The organism is Arthrobacter sp. Rue61a (genome assembly GCF_000294695.2).
Classification (GTDB): Bacteria; Actinomycetota; Actinomycetes; order Actinomycetales; family Micrococcaceae; genus Arthrobacter; species Arthrobacter aurescens_A.
Genome location: NC_018531.1, coordinates 4,207,611 through 4,224,266 on the forward strand (window position 1 = coordinate 4,207,611; position 16,656 = coordinate 4,224,266).

General features: G+C 63.6%; 14 protein-coding genes. 10 read left to right on the top strand and 4 right to left on the bottom strand.

The window, feature by feature from the left end; translation table 11 throughout:
* Positions 1 to 132 precede the first annotated feature (132 nt).
* The 3 genes from ARUE_RS19205 to ARUE_RS19215 all read right to left on the bottom strand — a co-directional run bounded on the left by ARUE_RS19205 (position 133) and on the right by ARUE_RS19215 (position 2,888).
* Positions 133 to 342 carry a hypothetical protein gene (locus tag ARUE_RS19205; protein ID WP_043471533.1) on the bottom strand — a complete coding sequence of 70 codons (210 nt, stop codon included), beginning with the start codon at positions 340 to 342 and terminating at the stop codon, positions 133 to 135.
* Positions 343 to 362: 20 nt separating this feature from the next.
* Positions 363 to 1,442, bottom strand: a complete 1,080-nt coding sequence (locus ARUE_RS19210) for a YihY/virulence factor BrkB family protein (protein ID WP_043470744.1) — start codon at positions 1,440 to 1,442, stop codon at positions 363 to 365.
* Between the two features lie 180 nt (positions 1,443 to 1,622).
* Positions 1,623 to 2,888: an ROK family transcriptional regulator gene (locus ARUE_RS19215; protein WP_014922958.1), complete on the bottom strand. Its 1,266-nt coding sequence runs from the start codon at positions 2,886 to 2,888 to the stop codon at positions 1,623 to 1,625.
* An 81-nt stretch (positions 2,889 to 2,969) separates the two neighbouring features.
* On the opposite strand from ARUE_RS19215, the gene xylA reads away from it, so the two are divergent.
* The 7 genes from xylA (at position 2,970) to ARUE_RS19250 (ending at position 11,839) form a co-directional block, all read left to right on the top strand.
* Positions 2,970 to 4,157, top strand: coding sequence for a xylose isomerase (gene xylA, locus ARUE_RS19220; RefSeq protein ID WP_011776318.1), 1,188 nt, complete (start codon positions 2,970 to 2,972; stop codon positions 4,155 to 4,157).
* Positions 4,158 to 4,255: 98 nt separating this feature from the next.
* Positions 4,256 to 5,686: a xylulokinase gene (locus ARUE_RS19225; RefSeq protein ID WP_014922960.1), complete on the top strand. Its 1,431-nt coding sequence runs from the start codon at positions 4,256 to 4,258 to the stop codon at positions 5,684 to 5,686.
* Between the two features lie 69 nt (positions 5,687 to 5,755).
* A complete protein-coding gene (locus ARUE_RS19230; protein ID WP_043470746.1) occupies positions 5,756 to 6,739 on the top strand; it encodes a LacI family DNA-binding transcriptional regulator in 984 nt (327 codons plus the stop codon).
* Positions 6,740 to 6,895: 156 nt separating this feature from the next.
* A complete protein-coding gene (gene araB / locus ARUE_RS19235; protein ID WP_014922962.1) occupies positions 6,896 to 8,632 on the top strand; it encodes a ribulokinase in 1,737 nt (578 codons plus the stop codon).
* Positions 8,629 to 9,336, top strand: a complete 708-nt coding sequence (locus ARUE_RS19240) for an L-ribulose-5-phosphate 4-epimerase (protein ID WP_011776322.1) — start codon at positions 8,629 to 8,631, stop codon at positions 9,334 to 9,336. Before araB ends, ARUE_RS19240 begins: the two co-directional genes overlap by 4 nt.
* Positions 9,337 to 9,410: 74 nt before the next feature.
* Entirely contained in the window at positions 9,411 to 10,946 is a 1,536-nt protein-coding gene (gene araA / locus ARUE_RS19245; protein WP_014922963.1) for an L-arabinose isomerase, read from the top strand.
* Complete coding sequence (locus tag ARUE_RS19250; RefSeq protein WP_014922964.1) at positions 10,943 to 11,839, top strand: aldose 1-epimerase family protein; 897 nt, start codon at positions 10,943 to 10,945, stop codon at positions 11,837 to 11,839. Before araA ends, ARUE_RS19250 begins: the two co-directional genes overlap by 4 nt.
* Before the next feature lie 60 nt (positions 11,840 to 11,899).
* Here ARUE_RS19250 and ARUE_RS19255 read toward each other — a convergent pair whose 3' ends face one another.
* Positions 11,900 to 12,916 carry a LacI family DNA-binding transcriptional regulator gene (locus ARUE_RS19255; protein WP_014922965.1) on the bottom strand — a complete coding sequence of 339 codons (1,017 nt, stop codon included), beginning with the start codon at positions 12,914 to 12,916 and terminating at the stop codon, positions 11,900 to 11,902.
* A gap of 126 nt (positions 12,917 to 13,042) precedes the next feature.
* On the opposite strand from ARUE_RS19255, the gene ARUE_RS19260 reads away from it, so the two are divergent.
* Genes ARUE_RS19260 through ARUE_RS19270 form a run of 3 tightly spaced genes read left to right on the top strand, consistent with a single transcriptional unit; the run spans position 13,043 to position 16,654 of the window.
* Positions 13,043 to 13,447 (top strand): L-rhamnose mutarotase, encoded by a 405-nt coding sequence (locus ARUE_RS19260; protein WP_011776326.1) that lies wholly within the window; start codon positions 13,043 to 13,045, stop codon positions 13,445 to 13,447.
* Positions 13,444 to 14,610, top strand: coding sequence for an L-rhamnose isomerase (gene rhaI / locus ARUE_RS19265; protein ID WP_011776327.1), 1,167 nt, complete (start codon positions 13,444 to 13,446; stop codon positions 14,608 to 14,610). Before ARUE_RS19260 ends, rhaI begins: the two co-directional genes overlap by 4 nt.
* A gap of 4 nt (positions 14,611 to 14,614) precedes the next feature.
* Entirely contained in the window at positions 14,615 to 16,654 is a 2,040-nt protein-coding gene (locus ARUE_RS19270) for a bifunctional rhamnulose-1-phosphate aldolase/short-chain dehydrogenase (protein WP_014922966.1), read from the top strand.
* The last annotated feature ends 2 nt before the right edge of the window (positions 16,655 to 16,656 follow it).

Below are 16,656 nucleotides of genomic sequence, written 5' to 3' on the forward strand. Positions count from 1 at the left end.
CGTCAACCCGCTACAAGCCCGTCCCAGGACCACTTGGGAACCATCCGGCCAGCGGGGACGTCCTCTGCTGAGCGCTGATAGCGGGCGGCGGTCCAATGCGTGCCCCACCACCTCGTCCGGCCAGGAACGGATTCAGGAGGCTCGCGCAGCGAGCTGCACCTTGGCCTTCGGCAGGCCGATGAAGGTGACCGAACCGCCGTCCGGCGCTGTCAATTCCAGCCTGATGCTTCGCGAGCCCTCTTGGGGTTCGATTGAGTCCACCAGGAAAACCTCACCGCTGATCCGGACGCTGTCACCGTTTCTGATGGTTTTGAGCTTGGTGTTGTGCGTTTCAGTGCTCATGGCGGGGATCTCCACGTGGGCTACTTATTCTTCCTGGGCTCGTCACCGTGAGTTTCACGGATTTCTTCGCCGTCCCGAACCACTTGGTCTTCCTTTTCCTGCATCTTGTCGCTCTTCTTGGTATCGCGCGGTGGCAGTTGGATGCTTTCTTCGGCTTTAATACCGCCCTGCAGTTGGCGTCCGCGCTCCATCTCGGCATCGAATTCGGCTCCGAACAGCAAGGACATGTTCAGGATCCAGAGCCACAGCAGCATGATGATCACGCCTGCGAGAGCGCCGTACGTCTTGTTGTAGTTGCTGAAGTTGGCAACGTAGAAGCCGAAGCCCAGCGACGCCAGCGCGAAAATTACCAGAGCGATCAGGGAACCCATGCTCATCCAACGGAACTTAGGCTGCTTGACGTTGGGAGTGAAGTAGTAGAGCACCGCAATGATCGCCACCACAATGATGATGAGGACCGGCCACTTGGCGATGTTCCAGACGGTCAGGAACGTCTCCGACATTCCGATTGCGCCTCCTACCGCCTCCGCTACGGGACCGCTCAGCACCAGCATCCCTGCCACCAATGCAGCGCCCACAACGGAGACAACGGTGACCGCCAACATCGTGCCGCGCAGCTTGACGAAGCCGCGGCCTTCGTCCACTTCGTACACCCGGTTCATCGCCCGGCTGAAGGCTGTGGTGTACCCGGAAGCGGACCAAAGCGCCACCAGAATACCGAGAATCAGCGCGAAGCCAGCGGCGTTGGACTGAGTCAGCTCCTCGATGGGCTGACGCATGGCGTCTACGCCAGGTCCCGGAGCGAACTGCTGGACAATATCCAGCAGGGCGCCGGTGGTTTTTCCTGCATCGCCGAAGATCCCGATCAGGGAGACCAACGCCAAGAGCGCCGGGAACAGGGCAAGCACAGCGTAATAGGTCAACCCAGCAGCAGCGTCCGGGCACTGATCCTTGGTGAACTCCCGCAAGGTCCGCTTGGCGATGTACATCCACGTGGGCTTGGCGAGGTCGTTGGGACTGTCCGGCTTACGCGAATCTTCGGGGGAAGGTGCGGTCTTCGCCTTGGCGGTGCTGGTGTGGGCTGAGTCTTGTGTAGTCATGGGGCACTCGTCCGTTGGGGTAGTTTGCGCGAACAACTGGCCCATCAATAGTAAGCATGCTGATGATTCATTCGGAAGAACCCACGCCGAATTATCGCCTACGAGTCCGGAAGATTATCGCGGACCTGACGGTGCGGCGTGATTCGAGCGCTCCCCAAGACTGAGCCCCGGGGAGTACAGCTAGGCCAGCTTGCTCGCCAGCAGGAACTCGAACGGGGACTCAATCACGGACCTGATGACTTGGCCCGCGGCTCCGAGGAGCGTTCCGGAATGCTCAAGGGAAGAAACCGTGAGGTTGCCCGGATCCAGCAGGCCCGGCGCGTGGCGCTCCAAACTGCTGAGCAACGCCGGCCTGAGCCACTCCGCCAGTACGGCGAAATGCCCGCCGAGGACTACGGCTTCAATATCCATCAACCGGGCAGAAGACGCGAGCGCAACGCCTAAGTACCTCCCGGCGTCGTGAACTGCCTGCGTGGCTTGCAGCTCCTGGGCGGTCAAGGCCGCCAGCAGCAGTTCCGTGCGTCCGCCCAGCGAGCCATCCGGGATGCCGGCCGCCTCGAAAATAGCCTCCTGGCCGGCAAAGGTTTCCAAGCATCCGGCTCCACCGCAGGAACAAGCCGGCCCGTCCGGGTGCACCACGATGTGGCCAAGTTCGCCCGCCGACCCGCCAGGTCCGGTGTAAAGCTCCGAGCCGATGATGACGCCCCCGCCCACGCCCACCTCACCTGAGACGTAAAGGAAGTCCGGCCGGCCTTCGCCATACCAAAGCTCTCCCAGCGCGGCACTGTTGGCCTCGTTGGACAATCTGACGCCAAGCGGGGCGCCTTCCAGCAAGGACCTAGGATTCAGCTCCTTGTGTTCCCAGTGCAGGTTGGGGGCGGACAACACCATGTTGCGCTGCTCATCCACCAGGCCCGGCACCGCCAGTCCGCCACCGAGGATCGAGATGTCCGCTGCGGCCGCGGCGGCTATGGCTTGGGCAGCCAGACCACCCAAGCGTTCCATGACCTTTTCAGGCTCCAGCCCCCGGTTTCGGGATTCAACGGTGGAGTGGAACCGGAGGTTGCCCCCCAGGTCTACGAGGCCAACAGCCAGGTAATCCACGTTGATCTCCATGCCTACCACGCCACGGCGCGCGCTGAGCTCCAAGCCTTGGCCCGGCCGCCCCCGTTCACCGTCGCGATACAGACCAACTTCCGAGACCAGCCCGGATTCAACCAGATCGGCAACCAAGCTGGAAACGGCTGCCTTGGTGAGCCCGGTTCCGGCAGCCAACTGCGCGCGGCTGGGCTTGGCATCCCCGGTCCGTGCGATGGAGTCCATCACCAATGAAAGATTTCGACGGCGGACGTCACCTACGCGTCCGGGCGCGGCTTGCTCATTCACTGGCGTGGGACCTCCCTGCAGATTCAAAAAATTCTCCCGCTTCCATTGACCATGATCCATTATCCCTCATATAGTTCAGATTGAAAACTAATTGGAATGATCTTCTTCCAGTTCTTCCCAGTGCTTTGCAAAGGAGCAAAAATGACCCCGCAGCCCACCCCGCAGGACCGCTTCACCTTTGGCCTCTGGACCGTCGGCTGGACCGGCGCCGATCCGTTCGGCGTAGCCACCCGCCCGGCGCTGGACCCGGTGGAAGCAGTCCACAAGCTCAGCGAGCTTGGCGCCTACGGCATCACGTTCCACGACAATGACCTGGTCCCCTTCGACGCCACGGCGTCCGAGCGCGACCTCATCCTGAAGAACTTCAAGGCAGCGTTGGCCGAGACCGGACTGAAGACGCCCATGGTCACCACAAACCTGTTCAGCCACCCTGTGTTCAAGGATGGCGGGTTCACCTCGAACGACCGTTCCATCCGCCGCTTTGCCCTGAGCAAGATCCTCCGGAACATCGATCTCGCTGCTGAACTGGGTGCCGAGACCTTCGTGATGTGGGGCGGCCGCGAAGGCAGCGAATACGACGGCTCCAAGGATCTTTCCGCAGCCCTGGATCGCATGAAGGAAGGCGTGGACACCGCGGCCGGCTACATCAAAGAGAAGGGCTACGGCCTGCGCATCGCCCTTGAGCCCAAGCCGAACGAACCCCGCGGCGACATCTTCCTGCCCACCGTGGGCCATGGCCTGGCGTTCATCGCACAGCTGGAACACGGCGACATCGTAGGCCTTAACCCGGAAACGGGCCACGAGCAGATGGCCGGGTTGAACTTCACCCACGGCATTGCACAGGCCCTGTGGGCGGGCAAGCTCTTCCACATCGACCTCAACGGCCAGCGCGGGATCAAGTACGATCAGGACCTTGTTTTCGGCCACGGCGACCTCACCAGCGCCTTCTTCACCGTGGACCTCCTGGAGAATGGCTTCCCCAACGGCGGACCAAAGTACGACGGTCCGCGCCACTTCGACTACAAGCCCTCCCGTACCGACGGTTACGACGGCGTGTGGGAATCAGCCAAGTCCAACATGTCCATGTACCTCCTGCTGAAGGAACGCGCACTGGCCTTCCGCGCGGACCCCGAGGTTCAGGAAGCACTCGCCACCTCAGGCGTCTTCGAACTGGGCGAACCCACGTTGAACGCTGGAGAGACCACGGCGGATCTGCTGGCTGACGCCAGCGCCTTCGACACGTTCAACGCCGATCAGGCCGCCGAGCGCTCGTTCGCCTTCGTCCGCCTCAACCAGCTGGCCATCGAGCACCTGCTCGGCGCCCGCTAGGTCCTTCCCACCCACCGCAACCCCGCCGCCGGGCTCCCAAGGGTTCTCTTTGGAGACTCCTTGCCAGCCCGGCGGCGGTCCCCCTAAGGAACAAAAGCATGCCTCTCGTAGCCGGGATCGACAGCTCCACCCAGTCCTGCAAAGTGGTCATCCGGGATTCAGTCACTGGTGCCTTGGTACGTCAGGGCCGGGCCTCCCACCCCGAGGGCACAGAAGTCCACCCGGATCATTGGTGGTCAGCCCTCCAGGAAGCAATCGCACAGGCGGGCGGATTGGAAGACGTCGACGCCGTATCCGTCGGCGGCCAGCAGCATGGCATGGTGTGCCTTGACGAATCCGGAGACGTCGTCCGCCCGGCGCTGCTGTGGAACGACACCCGCTCGGCCGCGGACGCGGAAGAACTGATCCTCGAGGCCGGCAATGGCGATGCCACCGCGGGAGCGTCCTACTGGGCAACGCGCACCGGAACCGTGCCGGTGGCATCACTGACGGCCACCAAGCTCCGATGGCTGGCCAGGAACGAACCCGGAAACGCCCAACGGACAGCAGCTGTATGCCTTCCCCATGATTGGCTGTCCTGGCGCTTGGCCGGCCACGGACCCGGAAGCGGGCCGGCATCCTTGGACCTCCTCCGCACGGACCGCTCGGATGCTTCCGGTACGGGCTACTTCTCTGCCAGCAGCGGCGAATACCTGCCTGAGGTCCTCAACAGCACGCTCGGCCACGTGCCTGTACTGCCCGTTGTCGTCGGGCCGTTGGAAGCCGCGGGTAAGACACCTGGCGGCGCACTGATTGGGCCGGGGGCGGGCGACAACGCCGCAGCGGGACTGGGCGTGAGTGCCGCCGTGGGGGATGTTGTCATTTCGATCGGAACATCGGGGACGGTCTTCGCCGTTTCAGATGTTCCAGCGCAGGATGAAAGCGGGCTCGTGGCAGGCTTCGCGGACGCCACAGGCAATTACTTGCCGCTGGCCTGCACGCTCAATGCGACCAGGATCTTCGACGCTACAGCTGCGCTGCTCGGTGTGACCCTCACGGAGCTCGGCGACTTGGCTTTGTCTGCTCCGGAAGGCGCCGAAGGGCTGACTCTCGTCCCGTACTTCGAGGGCGAACGAACCCCGAACCTGCCGGAAGCCACGGGTTCACTCCACGGCATCACGGTTTCCAACTACACTCCCGCCAACATGGCACGGGCCGCAGTGGAGGGCGTGTTGTGTTCGTTGGCCGACGGGCTGGCCGCCCTGCAGGCGCAGGGTGGCTCCGCACAGCGCATCATCCTGGTGGGCGGCGGCGCTCAATCGACGGCGGTCCAACAGATCGCGGCCGCAGCCTTCGGATTGCCCGTCTTCGTCCCAGCACCCGGAGAATACGTGGCGGACGGCGCAGCCAGGCAAGCCGCAGGCATCCTGACAGGCAAATTGCCGGAATGGCCACTCGAGGGAACTGAGGTTGCTCACCGAAAAACCACCGGGAATCCGGAGTTCCTGACGAGGTACCGCCACTACGCTGCCAAGGTGGCCAAGGGCTGATCAACGCCGCGCGTGCTCTATCGTGACAGGGTGAGCACTGAAGAATCCGCACCGTCCCGGCCTCCCGTCATGGAGGACGTTGCCCGAGTGGCAGGTGTCTCCCACCAGACCGTCTCCCGGGTGTTGAATAACCACCCCAATGTGAGCTCAAAGACCCGCGAGCGCGTGGAACAGGCCATCACTGAGCTGGGGTACCGCCGGAACACTGCCGCGCGAAGCCTGGTCACTCGGCGATCCCAGACCATTGGCGTGCTTGGCAGCGAAATGGCACAGTACGGGCCGTCGCACACCCTCCTCGGAGTCCAGCAGGCGGCGAGGGAGGCGGGCTATTTTGTCAGCATCGCGGCCTTGCGGGAAGTAACGCCGGAGACCATCAAGGACGCCATGGCGCACTTCATGGACCAAGGCGTTGACGGCATCGTGGTGACCGTGCCCCACCCGGGGACTTTTGACGTCCTCAAAGACATCACAGCGCAGGTGCCCTTGGTTGCTGTTGGGTCCATCGGTGACGAGCACCTCACGGGCGCCACGGTGGACCAGCGGCAGGGTGCGCGGCTCGCCGTCGAGCATCTCTTGGAACTGGGGCACCAGCGGATAGGACACCTATCCGGGCCCGCTGATTGGATTGACGCCGCTGCCCGCATCGAGGGCTGGCGGGATGCGCTGACGGAGGCCGGGATCGAAGGGGAGACCCTTATTGAGGGCGATTGGAGCGCCGAATGCGGGTACCGCGAAGGTTTGAAAATCGCCGCAGACCGATCCGTGACAGCCCTGTTTGTCGCCAATGACCAGATGGCCCTCGGTGTACTCCGTGCGCTCAACGAACTTGGCGTCCGGGTGCCTGAGGACATCAGCGTGGTGGGCTTTGACGACCAACCGGAGTCGGCATACTTCATTCCGCCGTTGACCACGGTGGCGCAGGACTTCGAGGAACTCGGCCGGCGTTGCATCGGCTTGCTGTTGGATCGGCTGGAGAGCGGCAGCACCGGCACTCCTGTCACGGTGGCACCGCGGCTGGTTGTCCGCTCCACAACGGCGCCGGCCATCAGCTAAGCGTCCCGCCCGCCAAGAACCCGCGTCATGAGCCTCGCTTTCGGACTGCACGCTCTTGACATCAAAGTTGTGAGCGCTAACAATTGCATCAGACCTTCTTCAGTTTTCCACCCCGACCCCCGGCAATGAGGCCTTGGCCAGCCGGATGGAGACCCCATGAATACCTCTGAAAACATCCCGCTCGACGAACAGTTCGTCATTGGCGTGGACTATGGCACTTTGTCCGGCCGCGCCGTCGTTGTGCGCGTATCTGACGGCGCCGAGATCGGCAGTGGCGTGTTCGAATACCCGCACGCCGTCGTTACGGACAACCTGCCCGGAAGCAGCCAGCGACTCCCCGCCGATTGGGCCCTCCAAGTACCCAACGATTACCGCGACGTCCTGCGCAACGCTGTACCGGCCGCCGTCGCCGATGCCGGAATCAACCCGGAAAATGTGGTGGGCATCGCCACCGACTTCACCGCGTGCACCATGGTTCCGACGACGGCGGACGGTACGCCGCTGAACGAACTGGAACGCTTCGCGGATCGACCACACGCCTTCGTCAAGTTGTGGCGTCACCATGCGGCCCAGCCGCAGGCGGACCGCATCAACCAGCTCGCCGCAGAACGCGGCGAATCTTGGCTTCCCCGTTACGGCGGTCTGATCTCTTCTGAGTGGGAGTTCGCCAAGGGACTGCAGCTCCTCGAGGAGGATCCGGAAGTTTACGGCGCCATGGAGCACTGGGTTGAGGCCGCCGACTGGATCGTTTGGCAGCTCTGCGGCAGCTACGTCCGCAACGCCTGCACCGCCGGGTACAAGGGCATTTACCAGGACGGAAAGTACCCGTCCCAGGACTTCCTGACTGCACTCAACCCGGATTTCAAGGACTTTGTGTCCGAAAAGCTCGAACACACCATCGGCCGCTTGGGAGATGCCGCCGGCTACCTCACGGAAGAAGCCGCGGCATGGACCGGCCTTCCGGCGGGAATCGCAGTAGCAGTAGGCAACGTGGACGCCCACGTCAGCGCACCGGCCGCGAACGCCGTTGAACCAGGACAGCTAGTAGCGATCATGGGCACCTCCACCTGCCACGTAATGAACGGGGACGTCCTCCGCGAAGTCCCCGGCATGTGCGGAGTAGTGGACGGCGGCATCGTGGATGGGCTGTGGGGTTACGAAGCAGGCCAGTCCGGTGTGGGCGACATCTTCGGTTGGTTCACCAATAACGGAGTACCACCGGAATACCACCAAGCCGCCAAGGACAAGGGCTTGGGCATCCACGAGTACCTCACCGAACTCGCGGAAAAGCAGGCAATCGGCGAGCACGGGCTGATCGCCTTGGACTGGCACTCGGGCAACCGCTCAGTGCTGGTGGACCACGAACTCTCCGGCGTGGTGGTGGGCCAGACCCTGGCCACCAAGCCCGAGGACACATACCGGGCGCTGCTGGAAGCCACTGCCTTTGGCACCCGGACCATCGTGGATGCCTTCCGCGATTCCGGCGTCCCGGTCAAGGAGTTCATCGTGGCCGGCGGGCTCCTGAAGAACAAGTTCCTGATGCAGGTGTACGCCGACATTACCGGCCTCCAGCTCTCCACCATCGGATCAGAGCAGGGTCCTGCGCTGGGCTCGGCAATCCACGCAGCCGTGGCCGCAGGGAAATACAAGGACATCCGTGAAGCCGCCACCTCCATGGCTGCCGCTCCCGGCGCCGTCTACACGCCCATCCCGGAAAACGTGGCCGCCTACGACGTCCTCTTTCAGGAATACCGCACCCTGCACGACTACTTCGGCCGCGGCACCAACAACGTCATGCACCGCCTCAAGGCCATCCAACGCGCCGCGATCCAAGGCTCCTCACACAATGGCCCAGCGGCCCAGGCCAGCACTTTGGAAGGAGCATCCGCATGAGCTCGCTTCTGGAATCCATCGCGAAGGTCCGCAGGGACGTCTGCGATCTGCATGCCGAACTGACCCGCTACGAATTGGTCGTTTGGACCGCAGGCAACGTGTCTGGCCGTATCCCGGGTCACGACCTCATGGTCATCAAGCCATCCGGCGTCTCCTATGACCAGCTCACGCCTGAGCTCATGGTGGTCACTGACCTGTACGGCACACCCGTCCGGGGAATGAACACCGGGAGCGCCGGCACCGTGGATTGGGGCAACCCGGAGCTCTCCCCGTCCTCCGATACCGCAGCGCACGCCTACGTCTACCGGCACATGCCCGAGGTAGGAGGTGTGGTCCACACCCACTCCACTTACGCCACGGCTTGGGCTGCGCGCGGCGAGGAAATCCCCTGCGTGCTGACCATGATGGGCGATGAGTTCGGCGGGCCCATTCCGGTGGGACCGTTCGCGCTGATCGGCGACGACTCCATCGGCCAAGGCATCGTGGAGACCCTCAAGAACTCCAACTCCCCCGCGGTCCTGATGCAGAACCACGGCCCCTTCACCATCGGCAAGTCCGCCCGCGAGGCGGTCAAGGCTGCGGTGATGTGCGAGGAAGTGGCCAGGACGGTCCATATTTCCCGCCAACTCGGTGAGCCACTGCCCATTGACCAGGCCAAGATCGAGTCCCTCTACAAGAGATACCAGAACGTTTACGGCCGCTAAAGCGCAGCCGCTCAAAGAGCAGCCGCTTTCAGCCCGTAGCCACCACGCCGGACCCCATACTCCAGGAGCACCACATGCCCAGCGCCACCAGTAATCCCGCTAACAACACCTCCCTCGAACAGTACGAGGTGTGGTTCCTCACCGGCAGCCAGCACCTTTACGGCGAAGACGTCCTTAAGCAGGTAGCAGCGCAGTCACAGGAGATTGCCAACGCCCTCAATGCCAACAGCAACGTTCCGGTCAAGCTCGTGTGGAAGCCGGTCCTCACCGATTCCGACGCCATCCGCCGCACAGCACTCGAAGCCAACGCGGACGACTCCGTGATCGGCGTGACCGCTTGGATGCACACGTTCAGCCCCGCCAAGATGTGGATCCAGGGCCTGGACGCACTGCGCAAACCCCTGCTTCACCTTCACACGCAGGCCAACAGGGACCTTCCCTGGGCCGACATCGACTTCGACTTCATGAACCTCAACCAGGCAGCCCACGGAGACCGCGAGTTCGGGTATATCCAGTCGCGACTCGGCGTGCCGCGGAAGACCGTCGTCGGACATGTCAGCAACCCTGAGGTTGCCCGCCAGGTTGGTGCGTGGCAGCGCGCCTCGGCTGGTTGGGCCGCCGTCCGCACACTGAAGTTGACCCGTTTCGGCGACAACATGCGCAACGTCGCCGTCACCGAAGGCGATAAGACCGAAGCCGAGCTTCGCTTCGGCGTCTCGGTGAACACCTGGTCCGTCAACGAGCTCGCTGACGCTGTCCACGGCGCGGCAGAGTCCGACGTCGACTCCTTGGTTGCCGAGTACGAGCGGCTTTACGAGGTGGTCCCCGAACTTAAGAAGGGCGGCGCCCGCCATGAGTCGCTGCGCTACAGCGCCAAGATCGAACTGGGTCTCCGCAGCTTCCTGGAGGCCAACGGTTCCGCAGCTTTCACAACCTCGTTCGAGGACCTCGGCGAACTGCGACAACTCCCAGGCATGGCGGTCCAGCGTCTCATGGCTGACGGTTATGGCTTTGGCGCCGAGGGCGACTGGAAGACCGCCATCCTGGTTCGCGCGGCGAAAGTCATGGGCGGGGACCTGCCCGGCGGTGCCTCGCTCATGGAGGACTACACGTACCACCTGGAACCGGGAAGTGAGAAGATCCTGGGCGCGCACATGCTGGAGGTCTGCCCGTCATTGACCGCCAAGAAGCCGCGCGTTGAGATCCACCCGCTGGGCATCGGCGGCAAGGAAGACCCCGTCCGCATGGTGTTCGACACCGACGCCGGTCCCGGCGTCGTGGTGGCGTTGTCCGATATGCGGGATCGCTTCCGTCTGGTGGCGAACGTGGTGGACGTCGTGGATCTTGACCAGCCGCTGCCCAACTTGCCGGTTGCCCGCGCACTCTGGGAGCCCAAACCCAACTTCGCTACCTCCGCCGCCGCGTGGCTCACCGCCGGCGCCGCGCACCACACGGTATTGTCCACGCAGGTGGGTCTGGACGTGTTCGAGGACTTCGCCGAAATCGCCAAGACCGAACTTCTCACCATCGATGAGGACACCACCATCAAGCAGTTCAAGAAGGAACTCAACTGGAACGCGGCCTACTACAAGCTGGCCGGCGGCCTGTGAGCACCGAATTCACGCTGAGCGCGGGCGGCTACACGGCAGTTGTCACCGCCCGCGCGGCCGCGCTGCGCGTCCTGCAGTTTGAAGGCCGGGACCTCATTGTCCCGTTTCCGGAGGGTGGTCCGATCCCGGACTACCGTGGCGTTATCGCCGCGCCGTGGCCCAACAGGATCGCCGACGGCACGTACAGCTTCGACGACGTGGAGCACCACGTGCCGATCAACGAACCGGAGCGGGCCACGGCCTTGCACGGGCTCGCCTTCCCGCTCGATTGGGTCCTGAAAGAGTCCGACGCCGGTTCGCTCACCTTGACGTGCACGGTAGGACCCACGGCCGGATACCCTTTCGTGCTGGAGCTTTCGGCCCGGTTCATGCTGGACGAGGCCGGGCTGCACACGCAGGTGACGGCCAGGAACGCAGCCGATGTCGCTGCTCCCTACGGCGTCTGCCCGCACCCCTATCTCGTGGCGGGCACCTCGCCTCTGAATGAATGGGTCCTTGAGTTCGCTGCGGATTCATTCTTGGAAGTCACCCCGGACAGGCTGCTGCCAGTGGGCGTCGTGGGCGTGGAGGGCCACGCGTTCGACTTCCGCAATGCGCGGGCCATCGGCAGCACGGAAATCGATCACGCCTTCACGGGAATAACGTTCGACGGCGGGCTGGCGCGGCTGGCGCTGAGGGACCCGGCGGGCACCGGCGTCGGAATGTCCTGGGACGAAAGCTGCCCTTGGCTGCAGATCCATACGGCCGACAAGCCGGCACCGATCCCGAGCCGCATTGGCCTGGCCGTGGAGCCCATGACCTGCCCGCCGGATGCCTTCAACAGCGGCACGGAGCTGATCCGGCTGGAACCGGGCGCATCACACACGGCGTCCTGGAGCATATACGCCCTGTAGTTACCCAACTAAGTCGCAGTTCAGGCCGTTTTGACCGCTCAAGACGGCCTTAATTGCGACTCAGTCGGGTGAGCCGGCTGTGCTTTGGCGGACCACAAGTTCGGGCGTGAACACCACTGCCCGGTGCTTGGTTCCGCCGCTCTCCTGCTCCTCAGCGAGCAGCTCGATTGCCGTCCGGCCCAACGCTTCTGTCGGCTGGCGGATGGAGGACAACGGGACCACTGCGGAGATGGCGAAATCGATGTCGTCGTAGCCAATGAGGGCGATGTCCTCCGGGATGCGAACCGTCCGCAGCATCGTCAGGGATTGCATGACTCCGAGCGCCAGGAGGTCGTTGGAGCAAAACACCGCTTCAGGCCGTGCCGCCGGGTCTCTCTCCACCAGCTTGTTGCCCACTTTGCGACCGGTGAGGACTGTCTGCCCCTCGGAGTCGAGCACCTCGATGCTGGCATCCGATACTTCGCCGACAGCGCGCTGCGCGCCCTTGAGTCGGCTGGCCACCTGGCGGATGGAGGGCGTGCCAACAAAGGCCAGACGACGGCGACCCAGGTCCAGCAGGTGCCTGGCGGCCAGATATCCGCCTTCCTCGTCATCCACGGAGACTGAGCTGCAGCGCTCGGTGTCCGCGAGCTCATCTACCAGGACGGTGGGAACTCCCCGTTCGCGGAGGGTATCGATCCGTTCTCTGACGTCGCCTACCGGAGAAATCAGCAGGCCCTGGACGCGCTGTTCCTGGAACAGGTCCATGTAGTGGGCTTCACGGGAGGCGTCTTGGCCGCTATCCCCCACCAGCACCACGCTTCCAAGGGCCGTGGCAGCATCTTCAGCGGCACGAGCCACGGAGGAGAAGAACGGGTTTCCAACGTCGAGCACGATCAAGCCGATGGTGCGGCTCTGGCCAGCACGGAGTTGGCGGGCGGCGTCATTGCGGACGAAGCCTAGTTCAGCGATGGATTTGAGAACGCGTTCCTTGGTCCTCTGTGAAACCCGGTCCGGATAGTTCAGCACATTGGAAACAGTTCCCACTGCTACCTGGGCGTGAGTGGCAACGTCTTTGATGCTGGCTGTCTGGGACATGCTTTCCGATCTCCGCTGGCTGACGTCAATGTGTTGGAAACGCCTTGACACCCTCCCGTTTACGAGGGTAATTTGAATCGTAACAAATGAAACGATTCAAAGACGAGTAACCCTGGAGATCCGCACATGAGGGTTTGTTTCCGCTCTTCAGTCCAACCGGAACTGATGGCCGAGTACAAGCAGCGCCACGCCGCCGTATGGCCGGAGATGCTGGCCGCACTGAAGAACGCCGGGTGGAACAACTACTCACTGTTCCTCGCTCCGGATGGCCAATTGATCGGCTACCTGGAATGCGAAGACTACGAGGCAGCGCAGGCCCGCATGGCCGTGACAGAGGTCAACGCCCGCTGGCAGGCCGAGATGGCCACCCTCTTCGCGAACAGCGATGTCCTTCCGGACCAAGGTTTTGAGGTGGTCGAGGAAGTTTTCAACCTCGAAGACCAACTTGCTGCGGCGGACGACGCCACAGCCGCCGCCACCACACACATAGACAAAGACCCCGCCCACGAGTACCAAAAGGAACAAGCATGAACACCACAGAATCGGCCCTGGGCCGTCTAGGGGAACTGGCCATTGAAGTGCCGTCCTGGGCCTACGGAAATTCCGGGACCCGATTCAAGGTCTTCGGCACTGCAGGTACACCGCGCACCGTCCAGGAAAAGATCGCGGACGCCGCGAAGGTCCACGAGCTCACCGGCCTGGCCCCCACGGTCGCCTTGCACATCCCGTGGGACAAAGTGGACGACTACTCGGCCCTGCGCGAGTACGCCGCGGGTCTGGGTGTTGGGTTGGGCACCATCAACTCCAACACGTTCCAGGATGACGAGTACAAGTTCGGCTCGCTGACCTCGTCCAACGAGTCCGTGCGTCGCCGGGCCATTGATCACCACTTGGAGTGCATCGAGATCATGCACGCTACCGGTTCCAAGGACCTGAAGATCTGGCTGGCGGATGGCACCAATTACCCTGGCCAGGACGATATCCGCGGCCGCCAGGACCGCCTCGCCGAGTCCCTCCAGGAAATCTACGCAGGCCTCGGCGACGAGCAGCGCCTGGTCCTGGAGTACAAGTTCTTCGAGCCGGCTTTCTATCACACCGATGTTCCGGACTGGGGCACTTCCTACGCTCAGACCCTTGCCCTGGGTGAGAAGGCGTTCGTTTGCCTGGATACCGGGCACCACGCCCCGGGTACCAACATCGAGTTCATCGTGATGCAGCTCCTGCGCCTGGGCAAGCTGGGTTCGTTCGACTTTAACTCCCGCTTCTACGCCGATGACGACCTGATTGTTGGCGCGGCCGATCCGTTCCAGCTGTTCCGCATCATGCACGAGGTCATCCGCGGCGGCGGTTTCGGCAAAGATTCCGGCGTCGCGCTGATGCTGGACCAGTGCCACAACTTGGAAGAGAAGATCCCCGGCCAGATCCGCTCAGTGCTCAACGTCCAGGAAATGACGGCCCGCGCCCTGCTCGTGGACACCGCAGCACTCTCCGAAGCGCAGCGTGCCGGGGACGTTCTGGCCGCCAACGGCATCTTCAACGATGCCTTCTACACCGACGTCCGCCCGGTCCTGGCCGAGTGGCGCGAATCCCGCGGCCTCCCCGCCGACCCGATGGCCGCGTACAAGGCCAGCGGTTACCAGAAGAAGATCAACGAGGACCGCGCAGGCGGCCAGCAAGCCGGATGGGGCGCTTAAGAGCATGACCACGAATAAGACTGTTGAAGAACTGATCAGCCGTTCCAACCGCCTCGGTGCGGATAAGCGGAACACCAACTTCGCCGGCGGCAACACCTCCGCAAAGGGCACCGAGAAGGATCCGGTGACGGGTCAGGACGTTGAACTCCTGTGGGTCAAGGGCTCCGGCGGAGACCTCGGCACGCTGAATGCTGAGAACCTTGCAGTCCTTCGGCTGGACCGGCTGCAGGCACTCAAGGATGTTTACCCCGGCGTCGAGCGCGAAGACGAAATGGTGGCCGCCTTTGATTACTGCCTGCACGGCAAGGGCGGCGCTGCACCGTCGATCGATACCGCCATGCATGGTCTCGTTGATGCTGCCCATGTTGACCACCTGCACCCGGACTCGGGCATCGCGATCGCCACCGCAGTGGACGGCGAAGCCCTGACGTCCAAGGTCTTCGGCGACAAGGTCGTGTGGGTTCCGTGGCGTCGCCCTGGTTTCCAGCTGGGCCTGGACATCGCGGCGATCAAGGAAGCCAACCCGCAGGCCATCGGCACCATTCTGGGCGGCCACGGCATCACCGCGTGGGGCGCCACCAGCGAAGAGGCCGAGGCCAACTCGTTGTGGATCATCGATCAGGCCGAGAACTACATCAAGGACAATGGCAAGGCCGAGCCCTTCGGCGCCACGCTCCCCGGCTACAGCGCCCTCCCCGAGGCCGAGCGCAGGGCCAAGGCGGCCGCCCTCGCTCCCGTGATCCGCGGCCTGGCCTCCACGGACAAACCGCAGCTGGGGCACTTCAGCGATGACGCCGTCGTTCTTGAATTCCTCGCCGCGGAAGAGCACTCGCGCCTCGGTGCGCTGGGCACGTCCTGCCCGGACCACTTCCTGCGGACCAAGGTCAAGCCGCTGGTCCTGGACCTGCCGGCCGATGCCTCGATCGAAGACTCCGTGGCCCGGCTCAAGGAACTGCACGCGGCCTACCGCGAGGACTACCAGGCGTATTACGACCGTCACGCTGACGAGAACAGCCCGGCCCTCCGTGGCGCGGACCCGGCCATCGTGCTGATCCCCGGCGTGGGCATGTTCTCCTTCGGCAAGGACAAGCAGACCGCACGCGTGGCCGGCGAGTTCTACATCAACGCCATCAACGTGATGCGCGGCGCGGAGGCGATCTCCACGTACGCCCCGATCGAGGAATCCGAGAAATTCCGCATCGAGTACTGGGCTCTGGAGGAAGCCAAGCTCGCCCGCATGCCCAAGCCCAAGTCCCACGCCACCCGCATCGCGCTGGTGACCGGTGCGGCGTCCGGCATTGGCAAGGCGATCGCCACCCGTTTGGCGTCCGACGGCGCGTGCGTGGTCATTGCCGACCTGAACCTTGAGAATGCACAGAAGGTTGCCGAGGAACTGGGCGGTTCCGACGTCGCCATCGGCGTCCAGGCGGACGTGACCGATGAAGCGCAGATCGCTGCCGCGGTTCAGGAGGCCGCGCTCGCCTTCGGTGGCCTGGACCTTGTGGTCAACAACGCCGGCCTGTCCATCTCCAAGCCGCTGCTGGAAACCACCGAGAAGGACTGGGACCTCCAGCACAACGTCATGGCCAAGGGCTCGTTCCTGGTCTCCAAGGCCGCAGCCAAGGTCATGATCGATCAGGGCATGGGCGGAGACATCATTTACATCTCCTCCAAGAACTCCGTGTTCGCCGGCCCCAACAACATCGCCTACTCCGCTACCAAGGCAGACCAGGCCCACCAAGTGCGACTGCTCGCCGCCGAACTGGGCGAGCACGGTGTCCGCGTCAACGGCATCAACCCCGACGGCGTGGTCCGAGGCTCCGGCATCTTCGCCGGCGGCTGGGGCGCCAAGCGTGCCGCCGTGTACGGCGTGGACGAGCAGGAACTGGGCAAGTACTACGCCCAGCGCACGCTCCTCAAGCGCGAAGTCCTCCCGGAGCACGTGGCCAATGCCGCGTCCGTGCTCACCAGCAACGAGCTCTCCCACACCACCGGCCTCCACATCCCCGTGGACGCCGGCGTGGCAGCAGCATTCCTCCGCTAGGA